The 18,271-nt window shown below is 40.1% G+C and carries 18 protein-coding genes; 10 read left to right on the top strand and 8 right to left on the bottom strand.

The annotated features are described in order from the left end of the window. Positions 1-205 precede the first annotated feature (205 nt). From IRB43_RS13790 to rluF, 3 genes are all read left to right on the top strand, one after another. Positions 206-1,363, top strand: coding sequence for an iron-containing alcohol dehydrogenase (locus IRB43_RS13790; RefSeq protein WP_203364070.1), 1,158 nt, complete (start codon positions 206-208; stop codon positions 1,361-1,363). 70 nt (positions 1,364-1,433) lie between these two features. Further along, entirely contained in the window at positions 1,434-1,556 is a 123-nt protein-coding gene (locus tag IRB43_RS18010; RefSeq protein ID WP_275296780.1) for a hypothetical protein, read from the top strand. 313 nt (positions 1,557-1,869) lie between these two features. Beyond that, complete coding sequence (gene rluF / locus IRB43_RS13785; RefSeq protein WP_203364095.1) at positions 1,870-2,577, top strand: 23S rRNA pseudouridine(2604) synthase RluF; 708 nt, start codon at positions 1,870-1,872, stop codon at positions 2,575-2,577. A 151-nt stretch (positions 2,578-2,728) separates the two neighbouring features. Here the strand turns inward: rluF and IRB43_RS13780 are convergent, their stop codons facing one another. Beyond that, positions 2,729-3,778 (bottom strand): NAD(P)/FAD-dependent oxidoreductase, encoded by a 1,050-nt coding sequence (locus tag IRB43_RS13780; protein WP_203364069.1) that lies wholly within the window; start codon positions 3,776-3,778, stop codon positions 2,729-2,731. Positions 3,779-3,985: 207 nt separating this feature from the next. Between IRB43_RS13780 and IRB43_RS13775 the strand changes: the two genes are divergently transcribed. The 5 genes from IRB43_RS13775 to IRB43_RS13755 all read left to right on the top strand — a co-directional run bounded on the left by IRB43_RS13775 (position 3,986) and on the right by IRB43_RS13755 (position 9,295). Next, the gene (locus IRB43_RS13775; RefSeq protein ID WP_203364068.1) at positions 3,986-4,828 is read left to right on the top strand and encodes an ABC transporter ATP-binding protein; all 843 of its coding nucleotides are present in this window, start codon (positions 3,986-3,988) and stop codon (positions 4,826-4,828) included. Next, positions 4,779-5,696 carry an iron-hydroxamate ABC transporter substrate-binding protein gene (locus IRB43_RS13770; RefSeq protein ID WP_203364067.1) on the top strand — a complete coding sequence of 306 codons (918 nt, stop codon included), beginning with the start codon at positions 4,779-4,781 and terminating at the stop codon, positions 5,694-5,696. Before IRB43_RS13775 ends, IRB43_RS13770 begins: the two co-directional genes overlap by 50 nt. 213 nt (positions 5,697-5,909) lie before the next feature. Continuing rightward, positions 5,910-6,917, top strand: a complete 1,008-nt coding sequence (locus IRB43_RS13765) for a FecCD family ABC transporter permease (RefSeq protein ID WP_203364066.1) — start codon at positions 5,910-5,912, stop codon at positions 6,915-6,917. Then, the gene (locus IRB43_RS13760; RefSeq protein WP_203364065.1) at positions 6,914-7,921 is read left to right on the top strand and encodes a FecCD family ABC transporter permease; all 1,008 of its coding nucleotides are present in this window, start codon (positions 6,914-6,916) and stop codon (positions 7,919-7,921) included. Before IRB43_RS13765 ends, IRB43_RS13760 begins: the two co-directional genes overlap by 4 nt. Before the next feature lie 141 nt (positions 7,922-8,062). Continuing rightward, on the top strand, positions 8,063-9,295 hold the full coding sequence (locus tag IRB43_RS13755; RefSeq protein ID WP_203364064.1) for an MFS transporter: 1,233 nt from the start codon (positions 8,063-8,065) through the stop codon (positions 9,293-9,295). 27 nt (positions 9,296-9,322) lie between these two features. Here IRB43_RS13755 and IRB43_RS13750 read toward each other — a convergent pair whose 3' ends face one another. From IRB43_RS13750 to IRB43_RS13730, 5 genes are read right to left on the bottom strand one after another with little or no spacing between them, the layout of a single operon-like run. Further along, entirely contained in the window at positions 9,323-9,751 is a 429-nt protein-coding gene (locus IRB43_RS13750; protein ID WP_203364063.1) for an OsmC family protein, read from the bottom strand. A 16-nt stretch (positions 9,752-9,767) separates the two neighbouring features. Continuing rightward, positions 9,768-10,505, bottom strand: a complete 738-nt coding sequence (locus IRB43_RS13745) for an amino acid ABC transporter ATP-binding protein (protein ID WP_203364062.1) — start codon at positions 10,503-10,505, stop codon at positions 9,768-9,770. A 14-nt stretch (positions 10,506-10,519) separates the two neighbouring features. Next, entirely contained in the window at positions 10,520-11,164 is a 645-nt protein-coding gene (locus IRB43_RS13740) for an amino acid ABC transporter permease (protein WP_203364061.1), read from the bottom strand. Between the two features lie 19 nt (positions 11,165-11,183). Beyond that, entirely contained in the window at positions 11,184-12,014 is an 831-nt protein-coding gene (locus IRB43_RS13735; RefSeq protein ID WP_203364060.1) for a transporter substrate-binding domain-containing protein, read from the bottom strand. A gap of 16 nt (positions 12,015-12,030) precedes the next feature. Beyond that, the gene (locus IRB43_RS13730) at positions 12,031-12,651 is read right to left on the bottom strand and encodes a TetR/AcrR family transcriptional regulator (protein WP_203364059.1); all 621 of its coding nucleotides are present in this window, start codon (positions 12,649-12,651) and stop codon (positions 12,031-12,033) included. A gap of 243 nt (positions 12,652-12,894) precedes the next feature. Between IRB43_RS13730 and IRB43_RS13725 the strand changes: the two genes are divergently transcribed. Both IRB43_RS13725 and IRB43_RS13720 read left to right on the top strand, forming a co-directional pair. Beyond that, positions 12,895-13,812, top strand: a complete 918-nt coding sequence (locus IRB43_RS13725) for a DsbA family oxidoreductase (RefSeq protein ID WP_203364058.1) — start codon at positions 12,895-12,897, stop codon at positions 13,810-13,812. Positions 13,813-13,882: 70 nt separating this feature from the next. Beyond that, complete coding sequence (locus IRB43_RS13720) at positions 13,883-14,038, top strand: YflJ family protein (RefSeq protein ID WP_203364057.1); 156 nt, start codon at positions 13,883-13,885, stop codon at positions 14,036-14,038. Between the two features lie 59 nt (positions 14,039-14,097). On the opposite strand, the gene IRB43_RS13715 is transcribed toward IRB43_RS13720, so the two are convergent. Together IRB43_RS13715 and IRB43_RS13710 are read right to left on the bottom strand one after the other, a co-directional pair. Further along, entirely contained in the window at positions 14,098-15,321 is a 1,224-nt protein-coding gene (locus IRB43_RS13715; protein ID WP_481748151.1) for an MFS transporter, read from the bottom strand. Between the two features lie 20 nt (positions 15,322-15,341). After that, positions 15,342-18,239: a DEAD/DEAH box helicase gene (locus IRB43_RS13710; protein ID WP_203364055.1), complete on the bottom strand. Its 2,898-nt coding sequence runs from the start codon at positions 18,237-18,239 to the stop codon at positions 15,342-15,344. Positions 18,240-18,271: the final 32 nt, after the last annotated feature.

The raw sequence follows: 18,271 nt of genomic DNA, 5'->3' as shown, positions 1-18,271 counted from the left end.
ATTATGTCAAAATAATTCTTCCTCATTCAAATATTTGCTAAAAAATACGAAAAATAATAAATTTTTAAAACTTTTTATTTGTATAGAATACTATTTTTGAATAAAATATCCATGTATATACAACCATTCGAATGGCATGTTAACACGCTTTTATTTCGTCTTATCTGTCTTTATTTTAGTTAATTACTACTAGGAGGAATGATTTATGACAAACAAAGCAAGCGAATTTCATATGCCAGCAGTGAATCTCTTAGGCCGTGGAGCTGTTAATGAGACAGGCTCTCGATTAGCAGGCCTTGGTGCAAAAAAAGCACTATTAGTAACAGATGCAGGATTACACGGATTAGGTATTTCTGAAAATATTGCCAAAATCATTCGTGAAGCTGGCGTAGAAGTAGCCATTTTCCCGAAAGCAGAACCAAATCCAACTGATAAAAACGTGGCAGAAGGCTTGGATGCTTATCAAGCTGAAAACTGCGATAGCGTTGTCACTCTTGGTGGCGGTAGCTCTCATGATGCCGGAAAAGCGATTGCCTTAGTTGCAGCAAACGGCGGAAAAATTCATGACTATGAAGGTGTAGACGTATCAGAAAAGCCAATGGTACCTCTAATTGCTATTAATACAACAGCTGGTACAGGAAGTGAAGTAACAAAATTCACTATTATCACAGATTCTGAACGCAAAGTGAAAATGGCGATTGTTGACAAACACGTTACACCTACACTTTCTATCAACGATCCTGAGCTTATGGCTGGAATGCCTCCTGCTTTAACAGCGGCAACTGGATTAGATGCTTTAACTCATGCGATTGAAGCTTACGTTTCAACAGCAGCAACACCAATTACAGATGCTTTAGCCATCCAAGCGATTAAGCTTGTTCCTAAATACTTACCGCGTGCCGTTGCTAACGGAGCCGACATGGAAGCACGTGAGCAAATGGTCTATGCTCAATCTTTAGCAGGTATGGCGTTCAACAATGCATCTTTAGGTTACGTACATGCGATCGCTCACCAATTTGGCGGATTCTATAACTTCCCTCATGGGGTTTGTAACGCGATCCTTCTGCCACATGTATGTAAATTTAACTTAATTGCTAGAACAGAACGTTTTGCAGACATTGCTGAATTCCTAGGTGAAAACGTCAAAGGACTAAGCAAAAGAGAAGCAGCGAAAAAAGGAATTAAAGCCATTGAGCGCCTTGCCAATGACCTGAACATTCCAAAAGGCTTTGAAGAACTAGGTGCAAAAGAAGAAGACATCCCAACACTAGCGGAAAATGCAATGAAAGATGCTTGCGCCTTAACTAACCCACGCAAAGCAAAACTAGAAGAAATCGTCCAAATCATCAAAAACGCGATGTAAGTAGAAATGCGAAAGGCGCTGTTTAGCGACGGATGAACTGAAACGAGCCGTATGAGATAAAGGAAACACGATGAACGATAGTGAATCGATGTTGACTTATCGCAAGGAGGATCGCGGAAGTCCACTAGTCGCTAGCGCCTGTAGCTGGATCTTGAAATGCGGAGTCGACTGCCCTGGGGCGACAAGCAGATGACGGACTGACGCAATGGCGCTCTTCAGTCATGCAGTCAGGCTGACATCTGACTCGAGCCCCAAGGAGGCGGAGCTGGATCTTGAAATGCGGAAGGCTGTTCCCAGTCAATTCACCGGGAACAGCCTCTTGTTATTGCAATCAATAAGCGCACATTTTCCACCTTGAACAAAAAGAGCAGTATAAAAACAGAAAACTCCTCGAAAATAAAAATAGAAAAGCATTTCACTCCTCTTTTTTATTGGCTTAATTCCCATTATAATTAAATTCTTCAACATAAATTTTTTTTTAAATCTAAATAAAGGATGCGATTAACCTGCGACTTAATAAATATATTAGTGAATCCGGGAAAACCTCTAGACGCGGAGCAGATAAATTAATTAGTGAAGGACGAGTCACAATCAACGGGAAAGTAGCCAAAATCGGCAGTCAAGTCGAGCCCGGAGACGATGTTCGAGTCAATGGGGAACAGATTCGGCTCGCTAGAAACCATGTATATATCGCTTTAAATAAACCTGTTGGAATTACAAGCACGACTGAGAAAAAAGTCAAAGGGAACATTATTGATCTAGTCAATCATCCTTTGCGCATTCATCACATTGGCCGATTAGACAAAGATTCCGAAGGCTTAATTCTATTGACAAACGATGGGGATATTGTAAATAAAATCTTGCGTGCAGAAAACAAGCATGAAAAAGAATACATCGTATCTGTAGACAAACCCATCACTCCTGAGTTTCTAAAGGAAATGGCAGCGGGTGTCCGAATTTTAGATACGAAAACATTGCCTTGTAAAGTCGAACAGCTATCAAAGTACGAATTTCAAATTACTTTAACTCAAGGCTTAAACCGACAAATTCGCCGCATGTGTGCCGCTTTAGGCTACGAAGTATATCGACTACAGCGAACACGCATTATGAATATCCACTTAAATAACTTACCTATCGGACAGTGGCGCGATTTAACGAAAAAAGAGAAAAAACAATTATTTGCTGATCTCAATTACGAACCAAATGAATGGTAATTTCCTTGATGAGCCATTATTAATGGGGGAGAATACATGAGTTTACTCAATCTTACGATGAAGATTAAACGCCCATTTATTTTTTGAGTCAATAAGCATAGGGCTGTCACAGAAAATGAGTAAAAACAAATTTTCTGCAACAGCCCTTTTTTCATTTCATCATCTGCTTCACTAATTCTCTATTCCGCTGTTTAAAAACTTCATTGTGGGAAGACACCATCCCAGCTTTGTTTGCCTCAGGTTCAATAAATTGCTTCGCTTTATTAACCGCATTCGCCGCATCTTGAAATGCCCCTGCAATTAAGTGAAGCTTACCGTCATGCTTCAAAATATCCCCTGCAGCATACAGCCCTTCAATCGACGATTCACTGCTAGAATTACCTGCGATAAAATAATCATCGATTCTTTCAATGTTGATTTCACTTTGGTCAAGTAAAACAGTATCGCGTTCATAGCCATGATTGATAATCACCTCATCCACCTCTAAAGTGATCACCTCTTTTGTTTGATGATTCGTCAATTCGACTCGCTCAATCACCTCATGATTGTCACTGGCAATTAGCTTTGTAATTGCGGTCTGAAAGAAACAAATGGCTGAGCTATCCATTAGTTGCTTCACTTGCGCCTCATGACCGGATAAGGTCTCTTTCCGATATGTGAGATACACTTGTTTGGCAATCGGCTCTAACTCATTAGTCCAATCAATTGCCGAGTTGCCTCCACCAGAGATGATCACTGTTTTACCTTTAAAGCGTTGTAATGATTTGACCGTATAGTTTAAATTCGATACTTCAAAGCGCTCTGCCCCTTCGATTTCTAGCTTTTGCGGGTTTAATATCCCTCCACCCACCGCGACAATCACCGTTTTTGAATAATGCTTTTGGCCTGAAGCTGCATGCAACACAAAAATACCGTCATCATTTCTTGAAATGGATTCCACCTTTTCATTCAATACCACTTCTGGATCAAAAGTTAACCCTTGCTGCACGAGCTGCTCAATTAATTGAGCCCCCGGAATCGGCGTCAGCCCTCCGACATCCCAAATCATCTTCTCAGGATACACATGCACTTTTCCGCCCAATTGGGGTTGATATTCTATCAGTTTCGTTTTCATCTCCCGAAGCCCACTATAAAACGTCGAGTATAAACCAGCAGGACCTCCACCAATAATGGTCACATCAAATAGTTGTTCTTGCTCCATCTATAACCGCTCCTCACCACTTGATTGTAATTGATTATCATTATCAATAAATGATACATGCTTTCCCTCTCTTTGACAACAAATATCCTTAGCTGCACAAATTTTCTAAAAATGATGGTTGACAACAGCAAATGAGTAAATTATAGTATTGAGATATATGATATTGAAAATCATTATCAAATAAACTTACTAAACGGAGGTTCATAAATGGTTCGCCTATATACAACGGACTTAAATATCGGCTATGGTGAACGTCTTATTGTTAAAGATCTTAGCGTAGAAATTCCTGACCAAAAAATCACCACCATTATCGGTTCAAACGGTTGCGGAAAATCAACTCTACTAAAAGCCATCACTCGCATTATCGCTCATCAATCTGGAACCGTTATTTTGGACGGTGAGAACATAGCAAAAGAAAACACAAAGCTTCTCGCCAAGAAAATGGCGATTCTGCCGCAAATGCAGGAAAGTGCTAGCGGATTAACAGTTGGAGAACTCATTTCTTATGGGCGTTTCCCCTATCAAAAAGGCTTTGGTCGCCTCACGAAAAAAGATTATGAGGTCATTGACTGGGCGCTAGAGGTAACAGGAACAGCAGAGTTTAAATTCCGTCCTGTAGATGCTCTATCAGGAGGTCAGCGCCAGCGCGTTTGGATCGCGATGGCTCTTGCCCAAGAAACCGATATCATTTTCCTTGATGAACCAACCACCTATTTAGATATGGCCCATCAACTAGAGGTACTTGAACTGTTGCAAACGCTTAACCAAGAACAACAGCGAACGATTGTAATGGTGCTTCATGATTTAAACCAAGCAGCTCGCTTCGCCGATTATATGATCGCTTTAAAAGATGGGGAAATCGTGAAAGCAGGCGATTGTGAAGAAGTAATGACACCCGATGTGCTTCAAAAAGTTTTCCATATTGACGCCCACATCGGGCGTGACCCAAGAACAAATAAACCAATGTGTATCACGTATAACTTATTGAAGGAGAACAAACATGAAAAAATGGCTATTTCCAATCTTTCTACTGCTCGTCTTTATGGTTAGCGCTTGCAGTAGCCAGTCAGAAGAAAAAACAAATAAAGCAGAGAAAAAAGAACCTGAAACGATCACTTATGAATCAGAAAACGGTCCAGTAGAAGTGCCAGCAAATCCCGAACGCGTCGTCGTTCTCTCATCATTTGCGGGTAACGTCATGTCCTTAAATGTCAACCTTGTCGGTGTTGATTCTTGGTCGAAAATGAACCCGAAATTTGAGAGTAAATTAAAAGATGTAGAAGAAGTATCTGATGAAAACTTAGAAAAAATTATTGAACTAAATCCAGATTTAATTATCGGTTTATCATCTATTAAAAACGTAGATAAACTAAAAGAAATCGCTCCTACTGTTACCTACACTTACGGAAAAGTAGATTATTTAACTCAGCATATCGAAATCGGAAAACTATTAAACAAAGAAAAAAAAGCTCAAGCTTGGGTGGATGATTTCAAAGCTCGCGCCCAACAAGCAGGAAAAGACATTAAAGCGAAGATCGGTGAAGAAGCCACTGTTTCTGTCATTGAAAAGTTTGACAAACAACTTTACGTATTCGGCGATAACTGGGGTCGCGGCACAGAAATTCTTTACCAGGAAATGAAATTAAACATGCCTGACAAAGTAAAAGAAATGGCTCTAAAAGACGGCTACTACGCCCTATCGTTAGAAGTGCTTCCTGAATTTGCTGGAGACTATGTCGTTTTGAGCAAAAACAGCGACGCAGATAATTCATTCCAAGAAACTGACACATATAAAAACATTCCTGCTGTAAAGAACAACCAGCTATTTGAAGTCAATGCAAAAGAATTCTACTTTAATGATCCATTAACGTTAGAGCTACAATTAGATTTCTTTAAGAACAGCTTCCTTGGCAAATAAATACATGAAAAGGGGACTATGAGCCAATTATTTCGCTTATAGATGCCCCTTTTTTCTATTCGGTAAGGGGGGATCAGTCGGGAAGTCGCCCTTTTTAGTCGAAAATGCGAGAAAACCAGTCACAAATTATTCCGAATCGGGCGGGAATCTTGAACAATCGGTCGCTTTCCCCCCCTTTCTTTATTTCACTCATAGAAAGAAGAGAAATGAATAATGAAAGAAAAACAACTCATCACCCCATTTATATATAAGCTCATGGCAGCTGTTCTTTTATGTGTAAGTATGTTTATCGTGGCTTGTGTGTTTGGAGCTGCTGATACGACAGTGAAAGATATTTGGCTAGCTCTTACTTCCGATGCCAAAGGGGAAAAAATTTCTCTTATTCGCGAAATTCGCTTACCGAGGGAAGTGGGAGCTATACTGGTTGGCATGTCCCTTGCTGTAGCGGGTGCTATTATGCAAGGAATAACAAGAAACCCCTTAGCAGATCCCGGTTTACTTGGGCTTACAGCCGGAGCCAATGCCGCACTCGCTTTAACCATTGCACTCATTCCTACTGCGAATTATTACACGATTATGGTGACCTGTTTAATCGGAGCAACTGTCGGATCAATGATGGTTTTCGGTATAGGAGCCATCAAAAAAGGAGGATTTTCCCCTCTGCGTATCGTTTTAGCTGGAGCCGCTGTGTCAGCCTTCTTATACGCAATCGCCGAAGGAATGGGCCTTTATTTTAACATTTCTAAAGATGTATCGATGTGGACTGCAGGCGGACTAATCGGCACATCATGGAATCAACTGCAAATGATTTCTCCATTTATCGGAATTGGTCTCTTGATTGCCTTGTTCTTTTCAAGACAACTAACCATTCTCAGTTTAAATGAAGAAGTAGCCGTTGGATTAGGACAAAAAACAACAAAAATCAAAATCGTTTTATTTATAGCGATTATTCTTCTTACAGGTGCAGCTGTCGCACTCGTCGGAAATATGGCGTTTATCGGCCTCATGATTCCGCACATTGTTCGGGCAATCGTTGGAACGGATTATCGCTTCATTCTTCCCATGTCGATCGTCATTGGAGCGATATTCATGCTATTGGCTGATACAGTTGGACGAACCATTCATGCCCCATATGAAACACCCGTGGCAGCCATTGTGGCAATAATGGGCTTACCATTCTTCCTATTTATCGTAAATAAAGGAGGGAAAACCTTCTCATGATTCATCCAACTATGATAAAAAAACAACGTGTGCTGTTAAGTATACTATTAGCTTGTATTATTGGAACAATGGTCATTAGCATCGGAATAGGCTATTCTTCTGTATCTTTTGATAGACTGATTCCCACACTTCTCGGGCAAGGCACATTTAAAGAAGAATTTATTATTTTCTCGATTCGACTGCCACGAATCATTATTACCTTACTAGCCGGAATGGCTCTCGCCTTATCTGGTGCTATTTTGCAAGGAATAACCCGCAATGATTTGGCTGATCCCGGAATTATTGGAATCAACGCCGGAGCAGGCGTTGCTATCGCCGTTTTCTTTTTATTTTTCCCTATAGATGCCGGCTCATTTGTTTACTTATTGCCGCTCGTTGCTTTTGCTGGTGCGATGCTAACGACCTGTCTCATTTCCTTATTTTCATATAATAAGAGGGAAGGACTTCGACCTGTTAAACTAGTATTAGTCGGCGTTGGCTTTTCAATGGCCTTATCAGGTACTATGATTGTTCTGATTTCAGCCGCTGAGCGTTCAAAAGTCGAGTTTATCGTGAAATGGTTGTCCGGGAACATTTGGGGTACGGATTGGCCATTTATTTTGGCAATTCTTCCATGGCTTGTTGTTCTCATTCCTTTCACTTTATATAAAGCAAACCGATTGAATATTTTGGCTCTCAATGAACCGGTAGCGATCGGTGTAGGCATTTCCATTAATAAAGAGCGCATCACCTTGCTTCTTGCCGCCGTTGCTCTCGCTGCTGCCGCCGTGTCTGTGACAGGAGGCATTACCTTTATCGGACTGATGGCGCCCCACATGGCTAAAGCATTAGTAGGACCGCGCAACCAGCTGTTCCTGCCTATAGCCATTCTCATCGGCGGCTGGCTTCTGCTCGTAGCCGACACGATTGGACGAAATGTATTAGAGCCAGATGGCTTGCCGGCTGGAATTGTCGTTGCCCTCATTGGAGCACCATATTTCATGTACTTATTGCTTAAAAAATAACAACCATTGAAAAAGCCATTTGAATCATCTGCAAAAAAAGAGATTCAATGGCTTTTTATTTCTCAATAAGTAAGAGGAAAAAATGAAAAGATATCGTATCTTTAGAGATACGAAATAAATACAGGACGCGAGGCTATCTTCATGTGGAAAAATAAAAATGTGTGGATCTTGTTAGTTGGAGAATTTGTAGCTGGTTTAGGGCTTTGGCTTGGGATTATTGGAAACCTTGAATTTATGCAAGAGAAAGTACCGTCGGATTTCTTAAAGTCTATCATTTTAGCTATTGGACTGCTTGCTGGCATTATCGTCGGACCGCTTGCTGGTAAAGTGACTGATCAAGCAAGTAAAAAGAAAGTCATGCTTGTTTCCGGATTTGCTCGCACAATCAGTGTTATTTTTATGCTAATAGCCATTGAAACAGGTTCCGTATGGTGGATGATTACCTTTCTTATTTTGATTCAAATGTCTGCCGCGTTTTATTTTCCTGCATTGCAAGCAGCCATTCCACTCGTCGTGGAAGAAAACGAACTGTTGCGGCTAAACGGAGTGTATATGAATGTATCCACTCTTTCACGCATTATCGGAACAGCAGTGGCGGGAATTTTTTTAGTCATCATGTCTCTTTCCACGATGTATGTCTTGTCATTAGCCGCTTACTTAATCTTATTTATTTTGACAGGATTTTTAAGTTTCGACGAATCGAAAGAAGGACAAAGAAACTCGGAAAAATCCTCATCATCTAACGCTGGATTTAAAGAAGTGTTTCCTGTAATTAAAGGACTTCCTATTTTACTTATGACGCTTGTTTTGACGCTCGTTCCACTACTATTTATCGGTGGATTTAATCTTATGGTGATGAATATTAGTGAACTACAAGACAGTTCCGCGATTAAAAGCTGGATTTATACCGCTGAAGGTGTAGCCTTTATGCTCGGAGCGTTCGTTGTGAAACAAATAAGCGATAAATTCTCACCTTATACGATTCTATTTTTCTTTTCATTTATGATTGGGTTATCACAGATGCTGTTATACTTTGCGCAAATTCCCTTCCTGTCTGTTTTCGCTTTTACGCTATTCGGCTTTGCTGTCGGCTGCTTTTTCCCAACGGCGGCAACGCTTTTTCAGACAAAGGTGCCGAAAGATTTTCACGGAAGGTTCTTCTCTTTCCGCAATATGCTAGACCGCATCATGTTCCAAGTCGTTCTATTAATGACAGGATTTCTATTGGATGCAGTCGGTTTGCCGTATATGACCGTCATCTTCGGGACAATTTCTTTAATCATGACTACTTTTTTTTATCTGAAATTTAAGCAATTAAACATCGCTTCTGATAGGAACGACAAAAGTAGTGAGCAAAAAAAAACGATCAGTTAGGAGAAAGCCTTTCCTAACTGATCGTTTTTATTGTTGCAGCTGCTCTTGTTTTTCTCCATTTAGAATCAAATGAAAAGTAACATCTGCTTTTAAAGAATCGGATACGGCACAATATTTTTCTTTTCCAAGATCAATTGCTCGCCAAATCTTTTTACTATCAATTGCCCCATCAATGATAAACGTAACATTGATCGAAGTGAACCCTTTCGGAAGCTCCTCTTTTCTTGTTCCATCCGTTTCAATTTCAAGCTTATCAATCAAGGATAGATGCGGCTTTAAAATCATCGTCACATCAATGCCAATACAGCCTGCTAATGCACTTAATAACAGCTCTGTTGGCGTCGACCCTTTTCCAGCCCCGCCGTAAGCTTCCGTCGCATCCATTTCCACCGAATAGCCTGAATCTCCGACTGAAGTAAAGGCACGCTGTCCTTGCCATTTTGTATGTACTTTCATTTCCTATCTCCCTCTTTTACATCATTTTCAAAAATTTCTTCGCCCGCTCCGTTTGCGGATTGGTAAAAAATCGTTCTGGTTTTGCTTCTTCCACAATGACACCATCTGCCATGAAAATGATCCGATCGGCTACCTCACGAGCGAATTGCATTTCGTGTGTCACAATCAGCATCGTCATTCCCTCTTGTGCAAGCTCTTTAATAACGGCTAGTACTTCATCGACAAGCTCTGGATCAAGAGCTGAAGTCGGTTCATCAAATAGCATGACTTCTGGCTCCATCGCTAACGCTCGTGAAATCGCCACCCTCTGCTGCTGTCCACCTGATAACCGGGATGGATAGCTATCCTTTTTCTCTAATAATCCTACCCGGGCAAGCAATTTTTCTCCCCTCTGAATCGCCGCTTGCTTCTCCATTTTCTTCACTGTCATCAAAGCTTCGATGACATTGCCAAGCGCCGTTTTATGAGGATATAAATTAAACTGCTGAAATACCATCCCTGTATGCATTCGTATATCACGAATCGTCTGTTTCTGCTCTTTTTTCGATTGTGCAATTGCCAGCAAAAGATCATTGACTTGTATTTGACCGCTCGTCATCTCTTCTAACCCGTTAATACAACGAAGGAGGGTGCTTTTCCCTGAACCGCTGGGGCCTAAAATCGCAACAACCTCTCCCGCAGCTACTGTCAAATCAATTCCCTTTAACACTTCTTGTCCGTTAAAGCTTTTTGACAATCCTTTAATGTTAATCATAAGAAAACTCCCATTTATTCATAAATTGATAGACGCTTTTCCAATCTTTCAAGGAAAAAGGAGAAGCCTGTGCTCATCACCCAATACATCACTGCAATGGCTAAATAAAAAGGCATATACACATAATACTGGGCGATTAAAAGCTGGGCTGAACGCAATAATTCAGTGACAGTAATGACCGACACAAGCGACGTTTCTTTTAACATTCCAATAAAGGTATTTCCAGCTGGCGGAATGGCGACTCGAATAGCTTGCGGTAAAATGATTCTTCTCATTGTCTGAAAAGGCGTCATTCCGGATGCATAAGCGGCTTCCATTTGCCCTTTCGGAATCGATTGAATCGCTCCGCGTAACGTTTCCGATAAATAAGCACCGATACTAATGCTTAAGGCAATAAAAGCTGCTGGCAGTGGGTCTAGCCGGATTCCATAATCGACTAACCCGTAATAAACGATAACGATTTGCACCAGCGTTGGTGTCCCACGAATAATCGATACGTAGGCACGGGCGATCCATCGAATTAGCCGATTTCCTTTTAGTCTCGCAATTGCGGTAATAACGGCTATAATCGAGCCAAAAAACATCGATACAATGGTGATAAGGAGCGTATAATACGCTCCTTTTAATAAAAAGGTCAGATTATCTAATACAAGATCCATTATTTACGATGGTCCTTTCTTATTCTGTCGGTTCTTCCCCAAACCATTTCACATAAATTTCTTTATATGTGCCATCTGCTTTCATATCTGACAAAATTTTATTCAACTCTTTCACAAGATCTTCATTGCCTTTACGAACCGCAATACCCGCTTGATCAGATTTAACCGGCTCACCAACTGCTTTAATTTTGAAGCCGTTCTTCTCAACCACTGGTTTAATCGCATAAATATTGTTAATCGTTGCATCAATACGACCCGCATCTAAATCTTTTAATGAGGTAATAACATCATCATATGTTTTAATATTGAACTCTCCAACTTCTGGCAACAATTTTGTGCGAAGATACGTTTCATCATTTGTTCCTAAGCCCACGCCAATGTCTTTTCCTTGAAAATCTTTTACCGTCTTAATGTCATTATTATTTTCCGCAACAATCACCTTCACATGATTCGTAATGTATGGATCAGAAAAGTCCATTTGCTTTTTGCGCTCATCGGTAATTGTCATTTGGCTAATCACTGCATCGAACTTTTCCGTTTGTAAACCGGCGATCATTCCAGAGAATTCCTGTGCCACAAATTCAACCTTTACTCCTAATCGCTTCGCTACTTCTTTAGCAATATCCGCATCAAAACCATCCATTTCTTTTTGATCATTTAAAAAGTTGTATGGAGGGTAAGTACCCATTAAACCAACTTTCAATTTGCCTTCTTCTTTAATTTGGTTCAATAAACTCTCTTGACCTTCTTCCTTCGCGTCTTTGTCTTTTGACTTGTCCGAGCTGCAAGCACTAAGTAATGCCGCAAAAACAACAAGCAAGATGATCAAGTGAACTATATTTTTCTTCATCGTATTCTCCTCTTTTCTATATTCCTAATAATCCGAAAAATTCAAAGCGAACAACTTCCCTCGCCAGCTCTTTCGCTGTTTTTTGATGCAAGTTGGAATGAGTGGTAATTGGCCCAAACAGCCATTTCGATAAAATTCCTTCCAGCAAGCTGACTAATAACGCCGATTGGATGGCAGGATCATTATTTGGCAAAATCCCAAACTCAATCGCTCGCTCAATATTTTTCTTAAAGGCTTCCTCTACTTGAAGGCGGGTTTCCATAATGGCTTTGTGAATAGAAGCTTCACTTTCCATGCCCCCTAGTAAAATCTCCATAAAAAATCTGTTATCCCGCGAGAACAAAAACAAACACTCAAATAAACGCTCAGAGGCTCTTACCGTATCTTGCACCGTTCCAGGCGATTGACGATACCCTTGCGACACAACTTCTAATAAACTTTGCCTTCCCTTATGAATAATTTCTAGGGCAATTGCTTCCTTACTTTTGAAATACCAGTAAAAAGTCCCTTGAGCCACTCCAGCTTCACTGACGATATCGGAAATTTTTGTCTTATGATAGCCCCGGCTAGCAAATAATTGCAAAGAAATTTGTAAAATCTGCTCTCGCCGATCTCCACTTTGACCAACTTCACCCATCTCTTTCCCCCTCACGATTGACTAGTCAGTCAATTTAATTTATATCCTACAAAATAAATTTAATTAAGTCAATAAATACTATTAGTTTTATCGGAATTATTTTAATATAAGTTTCCACACTTGATATATTTTTGATACTAAGTACAATATTTATACAAAGAGATGATTTTTACTTTTATGGCTCAATAGCTAAATTTCAACAAAGACAGGGCAATATAAAATCAATGAATAGGGGGATTTTATATGAATAACGATAAAATGATTTGCGATTTAGAAACAGGGGTATGCGGAGAAGTTGGAGAAGACACGATCGAAATGATTGATTTGAGTCCACCACAAAAAAAGATCACACTTTACTATGTGACCGATCCGATTTGCTCCCACTGCTGGGCGCTTGAACCCGTTTTGCGCCGAGTAGAAAAGCAATATGGGCACTACTTTACGATGCACACAGTGATGGGTGGATTACTCAAAGGATGGGATGGATTTGCTGATGTAAAAAATAGAATTGGTCGTCCGGCCGATGTAGCTGATCATTGGAAGGAAGTCGGAGAACATTCTCGGATGCCGATTGATGGTTCCTTATGGCTAAATAATCCCATACAATCCTCTTATCCAGCTTCTCGTGTATTTAAAATCATCCAGCAAAAGGATGAACAACTGGCTAACATGTATTTACGCCGAGCACGAGAAGCCGTCTTTGCCTTTAACCAAAATATCGGGGAAAAACAAATATTGATGGATATTGTCAATCAAATCGGGCTTGATGGCGAAACGGTTATCGAGAAAGCTGAACAAACAATAGGACAGCAGTTGTTAGACCAAGACTTTGCACTTGCTGCGTCGCTTGGTGTACGCGGATTTCCAACGATCATTATCGTAAACGAAGAGAACAAAGGTATCAAAATTGTTGGAGCCCGGCCGCTGGATTATTACGTAAAAGGGCTCATGCAAGCACTAGAGACGAATGAGCTGCAACCTAAGCCGCTTCCTTCCCTCTCTCACCTTCTCGAAAAAGAAGAGCGGCTATTTTCGAAAGAACTAGAAGTCATGTACGATTTAGAACAAAATCAAGTCAAATCATTTATCGAAAAAGATCTGAATACTGATAAATACCGATTAAAAGAAGTCATGGGAGAAATGTATATCGAAAAAGGATAATGTAACAAGCACTTCTTTTACGACTCCTCCATATATTGATGTTAACCCATGATGGAGGAGGAATTTCTTTATGGCTCATTTATATTCTAAAGGCTGGTTTATTCAACAACTAAAACAAGCCAACATCACAAAGCTGGAAGGACGAAAGCTAGAAACATACAAAACTCATGTGGTGCGTAATCTCTATCTTCAGCTTGTGGAACAAAAAGAACTGAAAATAAAATAAAGCCTAGGCCCCGCCTACTATTGAGGGAATGCCTAGGTTTTTTACTTTTAAGTATCCTTTCATTGTTTCACTTTTCGTAACGTTTCATTCATGCGCCAACTCGCATTGACTCCGGCGATGAAAGGAAGTAAAGCGACTAGTCCAATAGCCCAAGAAACCCCCATTACATCTGTAATCACACCAGCCGTTAACGCACCCACTGCATACCCACAATCTCTCCAAAAACGATAAACCCCCATTGCGGATGCTCTCCAGTTCGGTAAAGCAACATCACTAACAGCTGCTTGCAACGTAGGATAGACCATTGCGGTACCCAAACCTAAAAGAATGGCTCCCACTATCCACAAAGAAAAATGATGAACAAATAAGATGAGCCAAATAGCAAAAGCCTGTATCCACATACCAGAAACAATCAATTTTTTCCGCCCGATCTTATCGCTCCATACTCCTGTTACTAGCTGAAAAAATCCCCATGATGCTGGGTACAAGGCAACAATTGTTCCGATTTGACTAACATGTAAACCTACAGTTGTAAAGTATATGGGAAAAAGCCCCCATACCATTCCATCTTTTAAATTGGTTGCTAATCCAGCAAAACTAATACTTGAAAGGTTCTTATCCTTCCAAGTCGTTAACTGAAATACTTCCTTAGAAGAAAACGGTCGAGTAGCATCGCTTTGAATTTGCGCTTTAACATGGTGGCTCGTGTCCTTCACAGCAAAAGATAAAACAATCCCCACGATCACGATAGCAATTCCTAAATAAAAAGGTTCTGGCCGCAGCGAATACGATGAAGCAACATAACCCGAAACGGCGGCCATGATGGCTACACCTGAATAACCAGCAAACTCATTCAAACCAACCGCTGTTCCTCTTTGATTCGCTTTAGCCAAATCAATTTTCATATTCACAGTCATCGACCAAGTGAGCCCTTGATTGATTCCTAGTAAGATATTCGCCAACACAATCACCCACCATGCATGGGCAAAAATAATCAATAACGGTACAAATAATCCTATTGCCCACCCAATCAAAAGAACCTTTTTTCTGCCCAACCGATCCGCAATTTGTCCGGCAAAATAATTAACCACAGCCTTGGAAAAACCAAAACTAATGATAAAAGAAAGAGCAGCGCTGGTAGAAGCTAACCCAAACTGCTCCTCACCTACGATCGGTAACACCGTTCTCTCAATTCCTACCATCGAACCGACAAATAGATTAATGACTACTAACAAAAGAAATTGAAGCAAATTTTCTTTAATGCCCTCTTTAGGCGGATTCACTGTTTGCATCTCCCATCCATTTATTGATCGTCACTTTTAATATAATGATACAGCTGATGCGGCACGGGTTGCTCCAGCACCAAATTCATATGAACGACGGGAATCTCTTTATCATGCTTGTCCTTCATCGTTGTTTGCTCAATGCTGGCAGGGTCAGGGAGGGCTTGTCCTAAATAATAAAAATCCCGTCCTTCGTCATCATCTTTCTTCACGAAAATATGAATATCGATGCCGCTCTTTTCTGCTTCGATAATCGTTTGTACTTCTTTTGACTGTAGCGTCCGATTGCTTCTTGTGTACCATTTGAACAACTCCGGATTTAACAATTCATCCCCATAATCCACACTAGCCTCAACTTCTTGTTTATGATAAGTGACAAATATGATGCAAGATTGATACTTCGTTTTATAACCATATACAGTAGAACTCTCATCATTTTCCCAATTTAATAGCTTACAGGCATCTTTTCTTGAATATTTTTCATACAAAGTGAACGGTTCATCATTACGGTACTTTTTATTATTCTCGAACCCGCATTTAACAATATCTTCAACCATGTTCTTGAAAAATATATTTTTTCTTAAACTTGTCTGCATTTCTGAAGCAAAAAGATATTTTTGACCTTCCGTACATTCAATCACCGGCTGTTGTCCATATTTTTTCTGCTGGCTTTGCGTAAAGAAGGATAACTCAAATAAGCGATGAACCGAACGAATAACTGCTTCACCTGTCGGGCATTGCTGTTCCTGCAAACGGGAGAGGTACGATTGAAAATCGACTTCATCCTCCTCTAGCAGCATCTGTAATAAAATCAATTCATGTCTCCGTTTGCCACCTAACACTTCTTGCGACAACATCGTTAACACCTGATTTTCATAGGCTGATATGACTGGCGTATCCTCTTTTATTTTCGTCAAAAATTGATAATAACTTCCATGCTCATTCACGATGACTAACGGGTCAATGGAGTGATTCACGATAAAATCATATAATAAAGGCACTTTTCCTAACCGATTCTTCAGTTCCACAAACGCTTCCCTTAACATTGCCAATTTGGTTAAGCGGCTTTCACTAATCGATTGCAAAATTTGTTTTTTCGCAATTTCTTCAAAATGAATCGTCGAAACCCCTTTAATATAACTCGTATCCATCGTTTTTCGGCGAATATTGTCTTTATTTTGTGTGCGATCGCCTGACAATGCTACAGGGATCAAGTAGTTATTTTTATAGTTTCCGATAAAATCAATGATCGTCACATAGTGCTTCGATGCGTGTTTACGAAGACCACGACCAAGCTGCTGAATGAAGACAATACTCGATTGTGTTTGCCTTAACATTACGACTTGATTAATGCTCGGAATGTCGATTCCTTCATTAAAAATATCTACTGTTAAAATATAGTCAAGATTTCCATTTTCTAATTCAATTACTCGTTGTTCACGTTCCTCTTGAGAATGATCGCCTGTTAAAGCAACAGTCCGATAACCCAGATCATTTAATTTCGCTGAGAGCTGCTCAGCTTCTTGTTTTCTACTGCAAAAAATGAGCCCTTTCACAGTTTCTCCAGAAAATCCATAGTATTCGATCTTCTCGACTAGATGTTGCACCCTTTCTTCTGTCACAAGCCGTGATAAAATTGTCGCATCATCAATAAGCTCCCCATTAAAGCGGAAGTCGGTAACACCAAAATAGTGGAACGGACATAACATATCTTCCTCTAACGCTTCCTGCAAACGAATTTCATAGGCAATGTTATAGTCAAATAATGAATAAATATTAAAGTCATCTGACCGTTCAGGTGTAGCCGTCATCCCAATTAAAAACTTTGGCTGAAAATAATCAATGACACGCTGATAGGACTTAGCTCCCGCCTTATGTACTTCATCAATTAGCACATAATCAAACGCTTCACGATCAAATGAAGCTAAATAATTTTCTTTTGAAATCGTCTGGATCGTTGCAAATAAATACTTTGCCTCGGTAGCTTTATTCGTGCCCGATAAAATACCAAAGTCCTGATCTGCGCCGCCTAATACCTTTTGAAAATCCGCTTTTGCTTTATGTAAAATTTGTTCACGATGCACAATAAACAACATCCGTTTGGGTGCAAACCTTCTTACATCAAACGCCGAAAGATACGTTTTCCCGGTACCAGTGGCAGAAATAACTAGTCCCTTTTTCTCACCTGTTGCTCGCAATTGGGCGATTTGCTCCAATGCCGCTTTCTGCATATTATTCGGCTGAATTCGTAAAGCCTCTTCGATCGCATTCGTTTGATAAGCAGGTGGCCCTTCAATTACTTGTTCCGCTAATCGTTTATTCGCTTGCTGCTGATATATTTTTTCATACTCTTCAATCCATTGCTCGGTCAAAATATCCGACTGCTGCCACACATCTTCAAATTGCTGCTTAAAATGATGAACAATTTCTCCATTCTCATGAGAAGTGAGCTTGACGTTCCATTCGTAGTTCACTTTTAAAGCATGAGCCGTTAAATTGGAACTGCCTACAATTAAGGAATAATAATGGTCATGAGTGAAAATATATCCCTTTGAGTGAAATCCTTTGACATTCGTTAAGCGAACCTCTACATTGCTAATTTTCATCAGCTCGCGAAACACTTTCGGCTGATTGAATTGTAAAAATGTCGACGTTAAAATGCGCCCGCTCACACCTTTTCTCTTCAAATCAAGAAAATGAGACTTTAATGTCGCTAATCCGCTTTCTGTAATGAAAGCAACCGAAAATAAAAAGGATTGGCAATGATCTAATTCCTCTAGTAAAGAAGTTAAAACATATTCATTTTTTTGCACATTATTAACCAATAACTTCGGACGATAATTTCCTATTTGGCTTGACTGTTGATTAATAAACCCAGTATGTAACGACGCTTCTAAATTATGAATAAAACTTCCCATTTTACCACCTATACTTGATGTTTTTTGTAGCC

Origin of the sequence: Bacillus sp. REN10 (assembly GCF_016820555.1) — a bacterium.
GTDB lineage: Bacteria > Bacillota > Bacilli > Bacillales > Domibacillaceae > Bacillus_CE.
Note: the sequence above shows the minus strand (reverse complement) of the source record. Positions and strands in the feature narration are given on the sequence as shown.